Source organism: Rhodopseudomonas julia (assembly GCF_030813515.1).
In the GTDB taxonomy this organism is placed as follows: Bacteria; Pseudomonadota; Alphaproteobacteria; order Rhizobiales; family Afifellaceae; genus Afifella; species Afifella julia.
This window is the reverse complement of record NZ_JAUSUK010000001.1, coordinates 1,910,385-1,928,321: the sequence shown is the minus strand read 5'-3', so window position 1 is coordinate 1,928,321 and position 17,937 is coordinate 1,910,385. Positions and strand designations below refer to the sequence as shown.

Genomic DNA, 17,937 nt, shown 5'->3' with positions numbered 1-17,937 from the left:
CCTCCCGTTCTGTCTGATTGGCGTTGAGGTACGGCTTGAGAGGGCCCGCCGCGGCGGGCATATTGATTCCATGAAGCTTGAATCGGACCTGTTCGACAAGATTAGAACCCGCAAGGGCACCAAGAAGCCCAAGCAGGAGGAGAAGGCGACCCGCGTCTGCGACGCGGACGGCTGCAATGCATCCGCCACCCATCGCGCGCCGAAGGGCCGTGACGCGGAGGGCGAATATTTTTGGTTCTGCCTGGAGCATGTGCGCGCCTACAACAAATCGTACAATTATTTCGCCGGGCTCGACGACAACGACGTCCAATCCTTCCAGAAGGAATCGATCATCGGCCACAGGCCGACTTGGCGTATGGGTTCCAATGCGCGAACCGATGAAAGCCCACGCCCCGGAGGCCGCGCGAAATATGGCTTTACGGGCAAGACCGATGACCCGTTCCATCTCTTCGGCGACGGCTTCAGAAGCCGGCCTTCAGAAGAGCCGACCCGACGCTCCGTGCGCAACATGGAGAGGAAGTCACTCGCCACCCTGGGCCTTGACGAGACCGCTGGCCCCGACGAAGTAAAGGCGCGGTATAAGACGCTCGTGAAGCGCCATCACCCCGACGCCAATGGCGGCGACCGTTCCCTGGAGGAAAAACTCCGGGAGATTATCCAGGCCTACAGCTATTTGAAGAGCGTTGGTTTCTGCTAGATCAGGGTTCTCTGACGCCGCGAACAGAGCCGGCGCACACGGCGCCGAAGGAAGGAATTTGTCATGCAGGAAGCCGTCGAGAACACCCCCGCGATCCCCGATATGAAGGTGTCGGTCAGGCAGGTCTTCGGCATCGATTCAGACCTGGAAGTGCCCGCCTTTTCGCAGGGCGATGCGCATGTCCCCGATCTCGACGAGGATTATCTCTTCGATCGTGAGACGACGTTGGCGATCCTGGCGGGCTTCGCCCACAACCGTCGTGTGATGGTGACCGGCTATCACGGCACCGGCAAGTCGACGCATATCGAGCAGGTCGCAGCGCGGCTCAACTGGCCATGCGTGCGTGTCAATCTCGACAGCCATATCAGCCGCATCGATCTCGTCGGCAAGGATGCCATCGTCGTGCGCGACGGCATGCAGGTGACGGAATTTCGCGACGGCATCCTGCCCTGGGCGATTCAGACCAACACAGCCCTCGTCTTCGACGAATACGATGCCGGCCGCCCCGACGTGATGTTCGTCATTCAGCGCGTGCTCGAGGTTTCCGGACGCCTGACGCTCCTCGACCAGAACCGGGTCATCCGCCCGCATCCGGCTTTCCGCCTCTTTGCCACGGCCAACACGGTCGGGCTTGGCGACACCTCCGGGCTCTATCACGGCACGCAACAGATCAATCAGGGCCAGATGGACCGCTGGTCGATCGTCACCACGCTCAATTATCTGCCGCACGACAACGAGGTCGACATCGTCCTCTCGAAGGTTTCGCATCTGCGCAATCCGGAAGGCCGCGATCAGGCAAGCCGTATGGTGCGTGTTGCCGACATGACCCGCAATGCCTTCGTCAATGGCGATCTGTCGACGGTAATGAGCCCGCGGACGGTGATCACCTGGGCAGAGAATGCGGAGATCTTCTCCGATCTCGGCTTCGCCTTCCGCGTCACCTTCCTCAACAAATGCGACGAGCTCGAACAGCCGCTGGTGGCCGAATTTTATCAGCGCTGCTTCGGCAAGGAGCTGCCGGAATCGGCGGCGAACCTGGTTCTGAGCTGAGGTGCGGCACACGGCATGAGCGGACGCAACAAAGAAACTCCGACGGATCCGTTCAAGCGGGCCCTGGCGTCTTGCGTGAAGGCGGTGGCGGGCGATCGTGAACTTGAGGTTGTCTTCGCGTCCGACCGGCCACAGCTTCTCGGTCATCGCGTGCGCTTGCCGGAGCCCGCCCGGCGCATGAGCGCCAACGACATCGCGGTCACCCGAGGCCTTGGCGATGCTATGGCGCTTCGCCTTGCCTGCCATGACGACAAGATGCATCGCCGCTTCGCGCCACAAGGTGAGCAGGCCCGGGCAATCTTCGATGCCGTGGAACAGGCGCGCTGCGAAGCGATCGGCGCACGGCGTATGACGGGCGTACGCGAGAACCTCTCAGCGATGCTGGAGGACAAATACCATCGCAGCCAGTACGAGGATATCCGCGACCGCGCCGAAGCGCCGCTGGAAGATGCGCTCGCACTGCTGATGCGCGAGCGGCTGACCGGGCAGCCGGCGCCCAAGAGCGCGGAAAAGGTCGTCGACCTGTGGCGCGACTTCATCGAGGAGCGATCCAGCGCCGAGCTCGACCGGCTGTCACAATCGATTTCCGACCAGAATGCCTTCGCCCGCGCGTTGCGCGACCTTCTCGCCTCCCTCGACATGGGCAGCGAGGCGGGTCAGGACGGAGAAAGCGAGGAGGAAGACGGCGGGGACGATAGCGACGAGACCTCCGACACGAGTGAAGGTGCGCGCGGCGAATCCGACGACGACAACGACGCCTCCGCCGAACCGCAGGAGACGGAAGCTTCCGGCGAAGAAGACGACGAGGTCTCTGACAGCGAGCGTACCGAGCAGACGACCGAAGAGTTTCTCGAGGCAGAGGATTCCGCTGAGACGGACCCCTACGCCGAGGGGCGCCGGCCCGATTTTTACGGACAGAATACGCCCGTCAGCGATTACAACGTCTACACCACGAAACACGACGAGGTGGTGGCTGCGCAGGATCTGTGCCCGCCCGAAGAGCTCGACCGCTTGCGCTCTTATCTCGACAAGCAGCTCGTGAGCCTCGCCGGGGCGGTCGCACGTCTTGCCAATCGTCTGCAGCGGCGCCTTCTCGCCCAGCAAAACCGCGCCTGGGATTTCGATCTCGAAGAAGGGGTCCTCGATCCGGCAAGACTGTCACGCGTAGTCACAGATCCGTTCGCGTCGCTTTCTTTCAAGCAGGAGCGCGACACGGAATTTCGCGACACCGTGGTGACTTTGCTTCTCGACAATTCCGGCTCCATGCGCGGGCGCCCGATTACGGTTGCCGCGATCTGCGCCGACGTTCTCGCCCGCACGCTGGAACGTTGCGGCGTGCGCGTGGAGATCCTTGGCTTCACGACACGCGCCTGGAAAGGTGGGCAGGCGCGCGAGGAATGGCTGCGCGCCGGCAAGCCGCCGCATCCCGGCCGTCTCAACGATCTCCGCCACATCATCTACAAAAGCGCCGACGCGCCCTGGCGGCGGTCCAGGCGCAATCTCGGGCTGATGATGCGCGAGGGGCTCCTGAAGGAAAATATCGACGGCGAGGCGCTCGATTGGGCGCATCAGCGGCTTCTGGCAAGGTCTGAACAGCGGCGCATCATGATGGTGATTTCCGACGGCGCGCCGGTCGACGATTCCACGCTCTCGGTCAATTCCGGCAATTACCTCGAAAAGCATCTGCGCCACGTCATCGACGAGATCGAGAACCGCTCACCGGTGGAGCTCTTGGCGATCGGCATCGGGCACGACGTGACGCGCTATTACAAGCGAGCCGTCACGATCGTGGATGCGGAAGAGCTTGCCGGCGCCATGACGGAAAAGCTCGCCGAGCTTTTTGAAACGGACATTCCGGGAGTAACGCGTCCTCCGCGCCCGCGCCGCAACCGCGCCGCGTAACGAGGCTCGAAACTTCGACAAAAACCAGAGACGAAAAAAAGCGGGCCATGCCCGCTTTGTCAGCACCTTGTCAGGGCTATCTCAGCCGCGCGCGACACCGCTGTGCGGCTGCCACGGCGTCACCATGCGGATGAGGAAACCGTAGGGAACGAGTGCCAAAGCGGCGATCAGAAGCTTCACGGAAAAATCGCCGAGCGCCCAGGATACCCAGCGCGGCACCTCAATAAGAGGAATGGCCCCAAAGAGAGGCGCCGTCTCGATCGCGAACGCGTCGTTCGCGCCAAGAACGCCGAAGACCGCGGCGAAAGCGAGCGAAAAGAAGATCACCGTATCGAGGGCGGAGCCGATAAGGCTCGAGACCACAGGCGCACGCCACCAGTGCCCTGCCCGCAGGCGATGAAAGATCCCGACATCCATCATCTGAGCGGCGAAAAAGGCCGAACCCGAGGCCACTGCGATCCGCGGCGTGGCGAGAACGGTGGAAACGATCACAGCCAGAAGGAAACCAACAAACACCACACGACGGGCCGCCTTTGGCCCGAAGGTCCGGTTGGTCATATCATTGACGAGGAACGCGAGCGGATAGGTGAACGCACCCCACGTCAAAAGATCGGCCAGGTTGTAACCGCCGATATGCCCCTGCACCGGATACTGAACAAGAATGTTCGACGCCACCACGACCGCAGCCATGGCGCCGACCGCGGTCAGAAAACCGCGTCTCCGGTGCGTTGGGAAGATCGCAGTCAATTCAGGCCGCAGCAGCTTCCGCGCTGGCCGCCTTCTTGGCGATCTCGCGCTTCAGAAGCTTCGCCTTCGGCGACAGCTCGTCAGCCTGCGCCTTGAGAAGGAAAGCGTCGAGCCCGCCACGATGCTCCACGCTGCGCAGCGCAGCCGCGGAAATGCGCATCCGCACCGCGCGCCCGAGCGCATCGCTCATCAGCGACACGTTGCACAGATTGGGAAGAAACCGACGCCGGGACTTGTTGTTGGCGTGGCTCACATTGTTGCCGGTCAGGACGGCCTTGCCGGTCAGCTCGCAACGGCGCGCCATGGAGAACCTCATAATCTGATCTGGAGGGCGGACCGTCCTGCGCATGACGCAGCCGGGACGGCACTTCAAGCCCGGTTTTTCGAAAGCGCTCCTATAAGGAGTGTGGCCGCAAGGGTCAAGTCGTCAGCCGCAGCGAGACCCGCATGAAGCAACAATACGAGCCCGAAAAAGGCCGGCTTTCGCCCCTAGGCAAAAGATAGGGGTGCGCCGCCACCAAGATGGAGCTTCCGCCAATGCGGCACCAGCATGCTCAAACGGTTTTTTTCCTGCCGATATTCGCTGCTCTCGTCATGGCGGGGGGTGCGGCACTTTCCGCCCCACGGGTCGCGGCGGCCACACTGACGGTGCGCTACGGCGCGTCTCTTATGGGCGTACCGGTCGGGAAGATAAAGGCCAGCCTGAGCGTGGAGAAACGCCGCTACCAGGCGGAGGGATACGCCAAGGCAAGCGGCTTCAGCCGGCTTTTTTCCGATGCTCGGGTCAATGTCGAAGCCACAGGCACACTCACAGATGCCGCAGAGGCGCAAAGCTATCATCGCCATTGGGTCGAGGATGGAGAGGCTGAGGATTTGTCACTCAGCTTCGAAAAAGGTCGGGTGAGCGATTTTCGTTTCAAAGCAGACAAGCCCGGCAAGCAATATGCCGACCGTGTGCCGCTGAAACCGGAGCACAAAATAGGGGTCATCGATCCTCTGAGTGCTCTCATCATGCCAATCGCCGGCCGCCACGGCAAAGACCTGTGCAAACACCGGGCACCGATTTTTGAGAACAACAAACGTTTCGATATCATAATGCGTTTTGCGCGTGCTGAGCGCTACCACGGTGGCAGCAAGAGCTATTCCGGCCCGGTCGTCGTCTGTGCCGTTCGCTACGTCCCCATTGCCGGCCATCGGGCTCAGAAGAAGAGCGAGCGGTTCATGGCCGCAAACAAAGATATGGAGGTTTGGCTGGCGCCGATCGAAACGATCGGGCTTGCGATCCCCGTAAAGATACGCGTGAGAACGGAAGTGGGTGTTCTCACAGCCACGGCAGACCGCCTCAAAGTGCAGTGAATGTCCCGTTTTGAGACGAAATCGTTAAGAAGCGCCTTTGACCCCTTGATCATTAAGGGCGCATGGCCGCACGGTGGCATGCAGATCTTGCGCTATGCGGACGCCATCCCCCATATGTGGAGAGAACGGAAGTTGAACTTGCTGAGCCTGCCGATTCGTCGGCGATTCGTTCGTCAAAACGGCCTATGCTTTCGACATCAGCCGTCCTGCGGCGCACAGGCGTTCGCTTTTTGCTAACCTTGTTTCAAGGCCTCAACCGCATATGTCATCTGCTCTCGCTAACACGCTTGTGAGCTTCACGGTCGAGCCCGAGGAACGAATCCTGAATCCAGAAGAGTCGTCGATTCGATCCGCTTTTGTTCAAGAGTCGTTCGAGTCGGGCCGGAACCATTAAGTCAATCCGCGCTCGCGCATTCGAACTCGTCCCAACGGTTTTCGCCATCGCCTGATGAATGTGACCTCCGACAATCCACGGCAGTGGAGCGCCCGCAACGTCACCGCGGTGCTCGGCCCCACCAACACCGGCAAGACGCATCTCGCCATCGAGCGCATGCTCGGCCATGAGACCGGCATCATCGGCCTGCCGCTCAGGCTGCTGGCGCGCGAGGTCTATAGCCGGGTGGCCCAGCGCGCCGGCGCCGACAAGGTGGCGCTCGTCACCGGCGAGGAGAAGATCGTCCCGCCGGAACCGCGGTATTGGGTCTCCACAGTGGAGGCGATGCCGCGCAATACGGACGCCGCTTTTGCAGCGATCGACGAGATTCAGCTTGCCGCAGATCTTGAACGTGGCCACGTCTTCACCGACCGAATCCTCTCGCTGCGCGGCAGCCAGGAAACCCTGCTGCTTGGCGCATCGACGATGCGCGGCGTCATCGAAGGCCTTCTGCCGGGGGCGCATATCGTCACACGCCCGCGCATGTCGGTCCTCGCTTATGCCGGCCAAAAGAAGCTCACGCGCCTGCCGGAGCGCTCCGCGATCGTCGCCTTCTCGGCCGACGAAGTTTATGCAATCGGCGAGCTGATGCGACGGCAGCGGGGTGGTGCGGCAGCCGTCCTAGGCGCTCTTTCGCCGCGCACGCGCAATCGTCAGGTGGAACTTTATCAATCAGGCGATGTCGATTTTCTTGTAGCGACCGATGCGATCGGCATGGGCCTCAACCTCGATGTCGACCATGTCGCCTTCGCCTCGGCGCGCAAATTCGACGGGTATCAGCACCGCCCCCTGACAGCCGCCGAGCTTGGCCAGATCGCTGGGCGCGCCGGCCGTTATATGCGCGACGGGACGTTTGGCGTGACGGGAACGGTCTCTCCCTTCGAGCCACCCCTGGTGGAAGCGCTGGAAAGCCATCGTTTCGAAGCGGTTCGGGTGTTGCAATGGCGCAATGATCGACTCGATTTCTCCTCCCACGAGGCCCTGCGCGCCTCGCTGGAGCAGCCCCCGAAGCATCCCTTTTTGACGAAATCGCCACCGGCGGCCGACCAGGTCGCGCTCGAACTCTTGGTGCGCGATGACGACATCACCGACCGACTGACGCATCCCAAGGCCGTGGAGCGTTTGTGGGATATCTGCCGGCTGCCAGATTATCGACGCATTGCGCCTGCTCAGCATGCCGGATTGATTGGTTCGATCTTCACTTTTCTTATGGACAAAGGCTCCGTTCCACCTGACTGGCTTGCGCCGCAGGTGAAGCGTGCCGACCGCACCGATGGCGACATCGACACATTGTCGGCGCGCATCGCAGAAATTCGTACGTGGACCTTTGTGGCCAACCAGCCGGACTGGCTTGCCGATCCGAGCTATTGGCGCGAAGAGACGAAGCGCGTTGAGGATAGGCTATCTGACGCACTTCACGACAGGCTTACAAAACGCTTTGTCGATCGGCGAACTAGCGTTCTGATGCGCCGGTTGAAGGAGAATACAATGCTTGAGGCCGAGATCACCCCAGGGGGCGACGTGCTGGTGGAGGGCGAGCATGTCGGCACGCTGATCGGCTTTCGCTTCACACCCGACGCCAAGGCGGAGGGTTCGGATGCAAAAACGGTTCGCACAGCCGCAGCAAAGGCGCTGGGCACGGCGGTCGCCGAGCGGGCTGAGCGTCTGTCACGTTCAGACGATGCCGGATTCCTGCTGACGTCCGGCGCGATCATCCGCTGGCATGGCGAGCCCGTGGCGCGGTTGCTCGCCGAAAGCGAGCCGTTGAAGCCGCGGATCCTGCTCCTTGCTGACGAGCAGCTCACCGGCCCGAGCCGCGAGAAAGTCGAGGCACGACTGACGGTCTGGTTGTCCAATCAGATCGGGACACATCTGAAGCCCCTCCTCGAGTTGGACGCCGACGAGAGTCTCTCCGGCTTGGCGCGGGGCATCGCTTATCAGCTGAAGGAAAAACTCGGCATTCTGGACCGTCGCGACGTTCTGGAAGAAGTGCGCTCACTCGACCAGGACGCCCGCGCCGGTCTGAGGCGCCACGGCGTGCGCTTTGGCGCCTACCACATTTACCTGCCGATGCTGCTGAAGCCCGCCCCGGCGACCCTGCTGGCGGAGCTTGAAGCCCTGCACAAGGGCCGAGACGAGCGCGACAGCATCGCCGAAGTGGCGTCGGTGTCGGCCTCCGGGCGCACCTCCGTCAACGTCGACCCAGAGATCGATCCTGCGATCTATCATCGGTTCGGCTACCGCATCTTCGGGCGACGCGCCGTGCGTATCGATATTCTCGAGCGGCTGGCCGATCTCATCCGTCCCGCCCTCACCTGGCGCCCCGGCCGTGAGGTCGAGCCGCCTGCAGGAGCCATAGAGGAAGGCGGCGGTTTCACCGTCACATCCGCGATGACGTCTCTTCTCGGAGCCTCGGGCGAAGACATGGGCGTGATCTTGAACGGCCTCGGCTACCGCGTGGAGCGGCGACCTCTACCGGCCGCGCAACCGGAGACGCCTGAGACGGCAGATGCAACGGCCGAGGAAGCTGTTGCTGCCGAGGCCGAGCAAATGGCGGAAGAGACCGCAACCGCGGACGGCCAGGATGTGGCGGCAACCGCCGAAGCCGCTGAAGCCGAAGCGCCCATCGCAGCCTCCGATACATTGGCTGCGACGAGCTCTGAAAGCGCCGACGTCGAAGAAGCACCCCGCGAAGAGAAACCTCTGGAGGGTAGCGAGGCCGCAACCGGTGTCGGGCCGGGACTTGGTGCGGAAACCGGAATGGCCACCGTCGAAGGCGCGGCGACCCCGCTGGCGCCTGAAGAACAAGCACCCGCACCGGAGACTACGGGCGATCATACCGCGGCATCCACAGAAGCCACGATTGCAGACGCTTCAACAGATGTGGGCGGCGAGACCCAAGCCGCAACCGAAGCCGAAGCGAAGACCGAGCCGGCCTTTTTGGAGATCTGGCGCTATGGCGGCATGCCGCGGCGCGAGGAACGTCGCCCCAGCAAAGCTAAGCGCTCTCCGCGCCGTGCCACAGGCCGTGGCGGCACCCAGAAGCCGGCAGCCGAGGGTGTGGAAGCGGCAGCGGCGCCGCACGGCCCAGCCCCGTCCAAACCACAGCACAAAAAGGGCAAGTTCCGCCACCGTGGTGAGCAAGGGCTTCCCAAGCGCCCGCCCCAGCGCCCCCAGCGACAGGAGCGGGAAAAGCGGGCGGATCCGGATAGCCCGTTCGCGGCCCTTGCGGCGCTGAAGGAGAAGCTCGGCTCCTCCGACAAGTAGGAGCTCAGGGCCAGCCGAAAGGGAGCGCGATTGGCGAAAGCGTCGGCGGACGAAGCGGGCACGAGAGAGGCGCAGCGGCTCGACCGCTGGCTCTGGCATGCCCGTTTCGTGCGAACACGCTCCGCCGCGCAGAAATTTATCAGTGACGGGCATGTGCGCATCAATCGGCAGAAAGCCGATCAGGCGAGCCGTCTGGTGCGCATCGGTGATGTTCTCACCCTCGCCCTGCCCGCGGGCGTGAAGGTGGTGGAAGCGCTAGGCTTCGCCGAGCGGCGAGGCTCCTTTTCGGTCGCAGCGACGCTTTACCGGGAGATCGGCGCGAGTGGTGAGGCCTCCCGAGATGAGAGTGGCGTATCGCCCGAAGCCACGCACCCGCCTGCGCCCCAACACCGTCCGAGCCCCCGCGAGCGGCGGGCGCTCATTGCGATGAAACGGCGAAGCTGACGGAGGCTGCTAACTCTCCGGGCACGCTCAATTTTAAAGCGCCTGCGGCTGCATGTCTGGGTTGGCTGCACACCCTTGCACCCTCGCCGAAAAGCCATTAGGCCCCGAACGCAAGCGCTGACGCGGAGTAGAGAATGACCTACGTCGTGACCGACAATTGCATCCGGTGCAAATATACCGATTGCGTCGAGGTGTGCCCGGTCGACTGTTTTTACGAAGGCGAGACGATGCTCGTCATCCATCCTGACGAATGCATCGATTGCGGTGTGTGCGAGCCGGAGTGCCCGGCCGATGCGATCCGCCCCGATACCGAGCCGGGACTGGAGAAGTGGCTGACGCTCAACGCCGAATACGCAGAGAAATGGCCGAACCTCACCATGAAACGTGATCCCTTGCCCGACTCCAAGGAACACGATGGCGAGGAAAACAAGCTCGAGAAGTACTTCTCGCCGGAAGCCGGTGAAGGCGACTAAGCTGGCAGCCCAATTCTGTACCTGACAGCGCGGAGGCTCCCTGCCCCCGCGCGTCTTCGCCGTGCGCGCGCAACAAATCCTTGATTTCTACGCCCTTTTGAACTATGTTCGGAAGATCGGACGTGCTCGTGTTCCGATCTCATAATTCCGGCATGGAATAACGACAGGATGATAGCCGCTGCTCAAGGCAGCGGTAAACTTTGTGTCGTCAGCCCTGTGTCGTCAGAAAGGTCCCCCGCGCAGACTAAAGCGCCCTCGGCACCACGCCCCCGGCGAAGCTGCCTTTTCCGAACTCAGGAGTCGCACGCGTATGACAACAAAGAAGACGTTGAAGCGTCAGGGTTTTCGTACGAACGAGAGCATTGTTTATCCGGCCCACGGCGTTGGCCGCATCGTCGATGTGGAAACGCAGGAAGTCGCCGGAATGAAGCTCGAATTGTTCGTCATCGACTTCGACAAGGATAAGATGACGTTGCGCGTCCCTGTCGCCAAGGCGGCTTCTGTCGGCATGCGCAAGCTTGCTGACGAACCGACCGTCGGCAAGGCCCTGGAGACGGTTTGCGGACGCGCCCGCGTCAAGCGCACCATGTGGAGCCGCCGCGCACAGGAATACGAAGCCAAGATCAATTCTGGCGACCTTATCGCCATTTCGGAGGTCGTCCGCGATCTCTATCGCTCCGAGGCACAGCCGGAGCCGTCCTATTCCGAGCGCCAACTTTACGAAGCGGCGATCGATCGGATGGCGCGCGAAGTGGCCGCCGTGGAGAAGACCTCCGAGACGGAAGCGCAACGCAAGATCGAGAAAATGATCGAGGCGAGCCCCAAGCGCAAGCGCGCTCAGGAAGAGGACGAGGCGCGCGAAGAAGCCGCTTAAATCCGCGCGCGGCCCATCTAGGGCCAAAAACGCTTTTGTGAACAGGGAACCCGACCGGCAGGTCGGGTTTTTCTGTTTCAGCGGAAACAAAACGGTGTTTAGAAGTGTTACAGGGAAGGGACGTAAACGGGCAAAGTTTCACACAGGCGGGAAGGTTGGCATGAACGATTCCAGCAACTCACGACGCCAGATAGTCCGGGCAGCCATGAAGGCTCCCTATCTTGAACGGGACGAAGAGCGCGAACTCGCGGTCGCGTGGAAGGAAAAACGGGACCAGCAGGCACTGCATCGCCTGACCTCGGCCCATATGCGATTGGTCATTTCGATCGCAGCACGCTTCCGGCATTTCGGGCTGTCCATGAACGATCTCATCCAGGAAGGCCATGTCGGACTCCTGGAAGCTGCGGCACGCTTTGAGCCCGAACGGGAAGTGCGCTTTTCCACCTACGCGACATGGTGGATACGCGCCTCAATCCAGGACCACATCCTGCGCAACTGGTCGATTGTACGCGGCGGAACGTCGTCGGCGCAAAAATCGCTTTTCTTCAATCTCCGTCGTCTCAGAGCCCGCCTCTCCCGCGGCTCGGAGATGATCAATGCACCGGAGATGTACAACGAGATAGCGCAGGCGATCGGCGTGTCCAGCAACGATGTTGCCTTGATGGATTCCAGGCTTTCCGGCCCGGATACCTCCCTCAATGCGCCGATCATCGAATCCGACGGCTCCAGCGCCGATCGGCAGGATTTCATTGCCTCCGACGCGCCTCTCCAGGACGAGACGGTGGGCAATCATATCGATTCAGAGCGCTGGTCGGGCTGGCTCTATTCAGCTTTGAGCGTTCTCAACGAACGCGAATTGAAGATCGTCCGCCGGCGCCGTCTCGAAGAGGAAGGCGCCACGCTCGAAGCGCTGGGGCAGGAACTTGGCATTTCCAAGGAGCGTGTACGCCAGATCGAGAGCCGCGCTTTGGAGAAACTGCGCACGGCGCTGACGGAAGACAACCGCATCACCCTCGCCTGAAGGGCGCGCGGCGACGGTATGACGGGCGCAGCCGCGAGGCTGCGCCCGTTTCTTGTTGTGGGGACGACATGGTGTCGGACGGGAGCGCCCACCTTGAGGTAGGTAGAGACTCGGGCAATCAGTGCGCCTCTCCAGAAGGCGGCCGCACATCGATTGTTGGAGAGACGCCCTCATTCCCCGGAGCCCCTACCGTGTCTTGAGCCCGGCACTCCCCGTGCCCGCCGCGCCCCCTCCGGCCTGCGTCCCTTCAGGACGCCCGATTCCAGAATGATGTCGGAAACCTGATGTTCGCGGCGATAGGCCATGACATGCACCCCGGCGACACCTTTGATCTCACGGATCTGCTGAATGAGCTCGATCGCCAAGCGCTTTCCCTCTTCGCCCGGCTTCTCGGCCTTCTCCAGGCGCTCGATTACATGGTCGGGGATATGGATACCGGGGACGTTGGAGCGCATCCATCGCGCCGCACGCGCCGAGGCAAGCGGACCCACACCGGCGAGAATGAATACCTTCTTGTCGAGACCGAGATCACGCACTCGCGCCATGAAGGCCTCGAAGACCGGCATGTCGAAGATATAATTGGTCTGGATATATTCCGCTCCGGCGTCGATCTTTTTTCGCAGTCGTTCCGGCCGCCATTCGAGAGGCGGCACGCAAGGGTTTTCCGCCGCACCGAGAAACAGATGCGGAGGGCTGGTGATCTTGCGGCCAGACAAAAACGCGCCCTCATCGCGCATCGTCTTGAGCGCCCGCAACAGTGAGATGGAATCGAGGTCGAAAACCGGCTTCGCCCCGGGCTGATCCCCAACCCCGACGCCGTCGCCGGTCAGACACAAAACATTCTTGACCCCCATCGCCGCGGCACCGAGGACATCGCCCTGGATGGCGATGCGATTCCGATCGCGGCACGAGATCTGATAGATCGTTCCATAGCCGGCCCGGGTCAGAAGCGAGCAGATACCGATCGACGACATATGGCAATTGGCACCGGACGCGTCGGTCGCGTTGATCGCATCGACGACTTCAGCAAGAGGGCGCGCCGCCTCGAACACATCCTCCGCATTGGCGGAATCTGGCGGGTTCAGTTCCGCAGTCACGGCAAAACGGCCTTGCCGCAGGACGCGCTCCAGTCGACTTCCGGACGAATGCCCCGGTGGCGGCGCCTCGTAGGCCTGAAACGGATGGGTGAACTCGCTCGATCCGCTCACCGCTGCGCCTCCTGATTGACTGCGCTCTTCGGCTCCTCGGCCAGAGGTGCGGAGGCAGGTTCGTTGCGTCGGGCGCCGGCAAAGGCTCGGGCGACGATGGCCCGCGCCCGGCTTCGCACCGGCACCGCTCTACGCGCTGCCGCTTTCTCGCGCGCAACGCGGAGCCATGAGGACGAGCCTTTAAGGCTGCGATCGACGGGCGGCAGGACCTCTTCGATCCACGCGCCGTTGCGCATCGTCTGTGCACCGTTCCAGGCATCCACCCAAACGCAGCGCATCCATGGCCGCACCTCGCAGAAGCCGCCCGGCCTGACACCTCCGCATGGTCCATTGCGAAGCTGTTTGGGGCAGTTCATCGGACAGGACATGCCAGTCGACGACAGCACGCATTGGCCGCACATCTCGCAATCGAAGAGCAGCCCCTTAACGTTGCGCTCGACGAACGCGATCGGGCGCTCGACACGGTCGTAACCGAGCCGAGAAAACACCGGATCGAAGGCGACCATGGTGCCCTCGACCCATTTGTAAAGCCGCTCCAGACCTCTGGAATGGCGCACGGACCATAAGCGCAGCCGGTACATCGAGCCCTGCCCTCCTGCCCCCGAAGCATGACGGCCGCGAGCGCAGCCGCTCCGGCTTCCTCTTTGTGCCTGGAATGCGGGGGCTGGACTTGGCCGTGCGCGTCACACAGAGGTTTCGTTTGCGCCGCTTATGACATCGCAAAGCAGACCGCATTCAACGACGACGGCAGCGGCGAGCAAAAACCGCGCCGCCGACATCTCCCGCCAACGTCCGCATGCGAACGAGTGAAGGCCAGAGGCTCTAGACCGCCCCGCATGAGGCGCCAAATTCCTCGGTATCGATCTCACTTTGGATGGCGGGGCTGTAACGCGCGCCGCTTACTGTCTTCTCGTTGATCAGGGCATCAAGGCGTGGAAGCGCTCCGGCAGGCAGGACGATATCCGCCGCCTCGGCATTCTCGCGAAGGTGCGCTCCAGAGGTTGTGCCCGGGATCGGGATGATATCGTCCCCCTTGGCAAGAAGCCACGCCAGAGCGACCTGCGCCATCGTGCAGCCGGCATCACTGGCAATTTCCTTGAGCCCATCGACGAGCTGCATATTCGCGACGAAATTGCTGCCTTGGAATCTCGGCATATTGCGGCGCAGATCCCCCGGCTTGAGTTTCGAGGGGTCGCGCAGCTGGCCGCTCAACAGGCCACGCGCCAGGGGTGAAAAGGCAACGAAGGTGATGTCGAGCTGCCGGCAGGCCGCCAGCATCGCGATTTCCGGGTTGCGTGTGAAAAGCGAGTACTCGCTTTGGACGGCAGAAATCGGATGGGTCGCATGCGCTCTGACCAGAGTGGGCACCGAGACTTCCGACAGGCCGATCGCCTTGATCTTGCCTTCCTGGACAAGCTCCGATAGCGCCCCCACGCTCTCCTCAATCGGCACCACCTTGTCCCAGCGGTGCAGATAATAGAGGTCGATGACATCCGTCTTGAGGCGCTTCAGACTATCTTCGCAAGCGCGCTTCAACCGCTCCGGGCGATTGTCGATCACACGGCTCCCATCATCGGCACGGAAGATGCCACATTTGCTGGCGAGCACAAACTCGTCCCGACGGCCATTGAGGGCCTCGCCGATCAGAGATTCATTCGCTCCGTATCCGTAGATCACCGCAGTGTCCAGGAGACTATATCCACACTCCAGAGCTTGATTGAGGAGACATTCAGCCTCCGCACGCGCCAATGGCGTACCGTAGGCATGCGAGATGCTCATACAGCCAAGACCAACAGCCGATACGGAATAGCGCCCAAGCTTTCTCTGCTGCATACACAGATGACCCCTCGGCTAATCAATTCTCTCAGACAACAAGATAAGTGATTTTTGTTTCATTATGCAGGCAGCACACGCCACGTTCTATATTTTAAAATGCATCGCCGAAGAGACAAAACAAACATGAGGCATCAACGCCACGGCGATTTCTCGCGGCCGCATGGGCACTGCCTGCTGCAACTGGCGGAAATATATAAACCCAGGGTCGCAGGCCGACTATGAGTCTATTGTCGCAGAGAGCCGGCCCTGCGAGGTGTTTCGCCCGTCATTTCTATTAAAAATAAAGACGATAGCAGAAACCTGAGCGCGACGAGCCGGCACCATCGCATCGCACCGGTGGCGCAGCTCGGCCCGATGCACAACCATTCGGTGCAGGCGGAGATCAACACGAACCTGTCCGACAGGCCTGTTTTATGGCGCTCACAAGAGAAGCCGGAGACGCCAGCACGAATGTGCCACTTTCAAGCGTCGCACCGGAGGCGTTTGCTCTGGGAAAAGCTCTGGACGGACATCTCGTCTCCGTCGAGCCGCTCAGTCTTGACGGCTCCAGAGGATTTTCGTGCCAAAGCCAAGACTGTTGTCGGTGTATTTGAGGAAATCCGCCTCCAGGAGCCAGACCGGCGCCGGCATCTTGCTCGCAACCGGGAACCGCTCCTCATAGAGCGTCCGCACAGAAGGGGCGGCCGCGTCGGGGAGGCGCGTCGTCCTCGCCGAGAACTGGACGCCCTTGATGTCCTCGACCTTCTCCGGCTGCCCCGCGACGCAGCCCGCCACCTGGCGTCGTGCGAGCATCATCTCCGCATGACGGGTCGAGCCATCTGTCAGAATCACGAAAGAGGCTGACTGCGGCAGCCATAGATAGAAGCAGTTCGCCGCCCAAACATCCTGTCCGTCAGCACAGGCAAGCGCGAGGACGTGATGCGACACGAGAAATTCGTTGATGCGCTGGTCGGGGAGAGCCGTCTGTGCCAACAGGCGGGGCTCGGCATTTCCTCGTTCACCGCCGACATCCGCCATTCAGGCCTCGGCCGTCGCGGTCGGCTCGCCCCAGCGGCGAACCCTGTCGCTGTCGATGCCGAGGAGATCGAGAGCGCGCGCCACACTTTGTTCGACCATATCGTCGAGCGATCGCGGCTTGGCATAGAAGGCCGGCACCGGAGGCATAATGATGGCACCGGCTTCCGTCGCCTGGATCATGGCGCGCAGATGCCCCAGATGCAAAGGCGTCTCGCGGACCATGAGGACGAGCCGTCTGCGATCCTTCAAGACGACATCGGCCGCCCGGCTCAAAAGCCCCGCCGTGACACCCCAGGCAATTTCGGAGAGGCTGCGGATGGAACACGGCGCCACGAGCATGCCCTCCGTGCGAAATGAACCGCTGGCGATGGCCGCGCCGATGTCTTCAGGCTTGTAGACGACATCGGCGCGGGCGTGGACATCGGCCACTTTCAGGTCGGTTTCGTGCGCGAGCGTGATCTGGGCCGATTTGGTCATCACCAGGTGCACCTCGACGTCGAGCTCCCGAAGCAGGTCGAGAGCCCGAACCCCGTAAATGACACCTGACGCACCACTGATACCGACGACGAGACGCTTGCGCACGAGAACTTACCTACCTCTTTCAGTTCTTGGGGAGGAAATCATTGGTGTAATAGACCGAGACATCGTCCACCGTCTTGGTCAGCCCACCGAATTCCGCCATCAGCTCCTGCGTCTGTTCGAAGCGTGCCTTATCGGAGTAGCCGATGCCGTGTTCGTCGGTCACATCGGAAGTCATCAGCTCAGCCGTTGCCTTGAGCTTCTCCACCGCCACATCCTTGTCGCGGGTCGGAGAACGCTTGATCAGGGAATCGATCGCCTCTTCCGGATGCTCCAGCGCGTAGGCGTAGGAACGCAAGGTCGCCTTGACGAAGGCGGCGATCATCTCCGGGTCCTCTTCGATCGTATCGGTATTGGCGGCAAGGGCATCACCCATCGTGTCGATACCGAAATCGGAATACATGAAGTAATCGACGTCACCTTCGGTGGTCGCCTTCATGCCGAGATAGGAATCGTTGGAAAACCCGGTGAGCGCCGCGGCGCGCTTCGCCAGGAAGGTCTGGTTGCGGGTGCCGCCATCGGTCGCCACGATCTTGACGTCGTTCCGCTCGACATCGTTACGGGCGAGAAGCGCATAGAGCATGGTCGTGGTCGTGTCGCCCTGCAATGTGGCGACGGTCTTGCCGACGAGATCGGCAGGCTTCTTGATGTTCTCTTCCTTCCAGCTGATCACCGCATTGGGGCTCACCTGGTAGAGCTGCGCCACGATGCGCAGCGGCATGCCCTGCGCCGCACCGAGCATCAGCGAGGGCGGATCGATGATGGCAAAAGTGTCCTGCTTGTTGGCCACAAGCTGCATGGACGACGTCACGCCCTTGCCTTCGAGGACTTCGACATCGAGGCCTTCTTCCTCGTAGAAGCCCTTATCGACTCCCAGAAGGTAGGGCGAACGGTGGCCGTTGTAGTTGAAGGCGAGACGGACGGTGACCTTCTTAAGGTCTTTGTCCTGCGCCAGGGCCTCTGTCATCCCGGCGGGAAGGGTCAATCCGAGCGCTGTCGCGCAGACAAGAAGAGTGCGTCGCGTGAGTTTCAT

Annotated in this window: 16 protein-coding genes and 1 pseudogene; 9 read left to right on the top strand and 8 right to left on the bottom strand. The window is 61.8% G+C overall.

The annotated features are described in order from the left end of the window. Positions 1-70 precede the first annotated feature (70 nt). From J2R99_RS08865 to cobT, 3 genes are all read left to right on the top strand, one after another. The gene (locus tag J2R99_RS08865) at positions 71-697 is read left to right on the top strand and encodes a J domain-containing protein (protein ID WP_307154059.1); all 627 of its coding nucleotides are present in this window, start codon (positions 71-73) and stop codon (positions 695-697) included. A 63-nt stretch (positions 698-760) separates the two neighbouring features. After that, on the top strand, positions 761-1,747 hold the full coding sequence (gene cobS / locus J2R99_RS08860) for a cobaltochelatase subunit CobS (RefSeq protein ID WP_307154058.1): 987 nt from the start codon (positions 761-763) through the stop codon (positions 1,745-1,747). Positions 1,748-1,762: 15 nt separating this feature from the next. Next, entirely contained in the window at positions 1,763-3,649 is a 1,887-nt protein-coding gene (cobT, locus tag J2R99_RS08855; protein WP_307154057.1) for a cobaltochelatase subunit CobT, read from the top strand. Between the two features lie 81 nt (positions 3,650-3,730). Here the strand turns inward: cobT and J2R99_RS08850 are convergent, their stop codons facing one another. Both J2R99_RS08850 and rpmB read right to left on the bottom strand, forming a co-directional pair. Continuing rightward, on the bottom strand, positions 3,731-4,339 hold the full coding sequence (locus J2R99_RS08850; protein ID WP_307154056.1) for a VUT family protein: 609 nt from the start codon (positions 4,337-4,339) through the stop codon (positions 3,731-3,733). A gap of 58 nt (positions 4,340-4,397) precedes the next feature. Beyond that, positions 4,398-4,700 (bottom strand): 50S ribosomal protein L28, encoded by a 303-nt coding sequence (gene rpmB, locus J2R99_RS08845; RefSeq protein WP_128290893.1) that lies wholly within the window; start codon positions 4,698-4,700, stop codon positions 4,398-4,400. Between the two features lie 344 nt (positions 4,701-5,044). Here rpmB and J2R99_RS08840 point away from each other — a divergent pair, with 344 nt between their 5' ends. The 6 genes from J2R99_RS08840 to J2R99_RS08815 all read left to right on the top strand — a co-directional run bounded on the left by J2R99_RS08840 (position 5,045) and on the right by J2R99_RS08815 (position 12,264). Beyond that, positions 5,045-5,752: a DUF3108 domain-containing protein gene (locus tag J2R99_RS08840; protein ID WP_442476015.1), complete on the top strand. Its 708-nt coding sequence runs from the start codon at positions 5,045-5,047 to the stop codon at positions 5,750-5,752. A gap of 448 nt (positions 5,753-6,200) precedes the next feature. Then, positions 6,201-9,452: a helicase-related protein gene (locus tag J2R99_RS08835; RefSeq protein WP_307154054.1), complete on the top strand. Its 3,252-nt coding sequence runs from the start codon at positions 6,201-6,203 to the stop codon at positions 9,450-9,452. Between the two features lie 30 nt (positions 9,453-9,482). Next, the gene (locus J2R99_RS08830) at positions 9,483-9,896 is read left to right on the top strand and encodes an RNA-binding S4 domain-containing protein (RefSeq protein ID WP_307154053.1); all 414 of its coding nucleotides are present in this window, start codon (positions 9,483-9,485) and stop codon (positions 9,894-9,896) included. 134 nt (positions 9,897-10,030) lie between these two features. After that, the gene (gene fdxA / locus J2R99_RS08825) at positions 10,031-10,369 is read left to right on the top strand and encodes a ferredoxin FdxA (protein WP_092814553.1); all 339 of its coding nucleotides are present in this window, start codon (positions 10,031-10,033) and stop codon (positions 10,367-10,369) included. Between the two features lie 310 nt (positions 10,370-10,679). Then, on the top strand, positions 10,680-11,243 hold the full coding sequence (locus J2R99_RS08820) for a CarD family transcriptional regulator (protein WP_307154052.1): 564 nt from the start codon (positions 10,680-10,682) through the stop codon (positions 11,241-11,243). Positions 11,244-11,403: 160 nt separating this feature from the next. Beyond that, on the top strand, positions 11,404-12,264 hold the full coding sequence (locus J2R99_RS08815) for an RNA polymerase factor sigma-32 (RefSeq protein ID WP_307154051.1): 861 nt from the start codon (positions 11,404-11,406) through the stop codon (positions 12,262-12,264). Between the two features lie 170 nt (positions 12,265-12,434). On the opposite strand, the gene J2R99_RS08810 is transcribed toward J2R99_RS08815, so the two are convergent. The 6 genes and pseudogenes from J2R99_RS08810 to J2R99_RS08785 form a co-directional block, all read right to left on the bottom strand. Next, positions 12,435-13,472: a methylenetetrahydrofolate reductase gene (locus J2R99_RS08810; protein ID WP_307154050.1), complete on the bottom strand. Its 1,038-nt coding sequence runs from the start codon at positions 13,470-13,472 to the stop codon at positions 12,435-12,437. A gap of 125 nt (positions 13,473-13,597) precedes the next feature. After that, positions 13,598-14,125: pseudogene (locus J2R99_RS08805) on the bottom strand (methylenetetrahydrofolate reductase C-terminal domain-containing protein); the annotation flags it as partial. 169 nt (positions 14,126-14,294) lie between these two features. Continuing rightward, a complete protein-coding gene (locus J2R99_RS08800; protein WP_307154049.1) occupies positions 14,295-15,305 on the bottom strand; it encodes an aldo/keto reductase in 1,011 nt (336 codons plus the stop codon). Between the two features lie 534 nt (positions 15,306-15,839). Beyond that, positions 15,840-16,325, bottom strand: coding sequence for a hypothetical protein (locus tag J2R99_RS08795; protein WP_307154048.1), 486 nt, complete (start codon positions 16,323-16,325; stop codon positions 15,840-15,842). Further along, positions 16,326-16,907, bottom strand: coding sequence for a UbiX family flavin prenyltransferase (locus J2R99_RS08790; RefSeq protein ID WP_307154047.1), 582 nt, complete (start codon positions 16,905-16,907; stop codon positions 16,326-16,328). It lies immediately after the preceding gene. 19 nt (positions 16,908-16,926) lie between these two features. Further along, positions 16,927-17,937: an ABC transporter substrate-binding protein gene (locus J2R99_RS08785; RefSeq protein WP_307154046.1), complete on the bottom strand. Its 1,011-nt coding sequence runs from the start codon at positions 17,935-17,937 to the stop codon at positions 16,927-16,929.